We start from the raw sequence: 391 nt of genomic DNA on the forward strand, positions 1-391 counted from the left end.
ATGGCTTGGAGGGTAGAATCTGTCATGGCGTATCCATTTGTGTTGGTTGAAATCTTGGTCGTGATCAATCAACAGGATACGCCACCCTTCCTTCTGTCCTCCATACACAACATCCGACTATATCTCCATCCAGGCGCACGCGGAACTGATCCACGTCGCGGTTCGTGCCTTCCATCAGGCGCTGAACAAGATGGGGGATCCAGGTATCCGCGTTTTCCGCCGGACCGGCGTTGCCTTCGCGCAGCAGGCCACCAACCATATCGCCGTAAGCGCTCCACCAAACACATCTTCTCACGTTGAGTTTTGCTGACCACACTGAGGCTCCCTTTATCCAGGAGATTCTCATGAACCACGAACTCAATGCCATGCAGGCTTTCTGGCTCGGCCATCT

The 391-nt window shown here is 54.0% G+C and carries 1 protein-coding gene; it reads right to left on the reverse strand.

Annotation, left to right across the window (positions count from 1 at the left end; translation table 11 throughout):
- Window positions 1-64 precede the first annotated feature (64 nt).
- The coding region (locus tag M8006_RS17835; RefSeq protein WP_250084576.1) for a hypothetical protein at window positions 65-391 on the reverse strand (327 nt) is incomplete at its 5' end.

This window comes from Halomonas llamarensis (assembly GCF_023555005.1).
Lineage (GTDB): Bacteria > Pseudomonadota > Gammaproteobacteria > Pseudomonadales > Halomonadaceae > Vreelandella > Vreelandella llamarensis.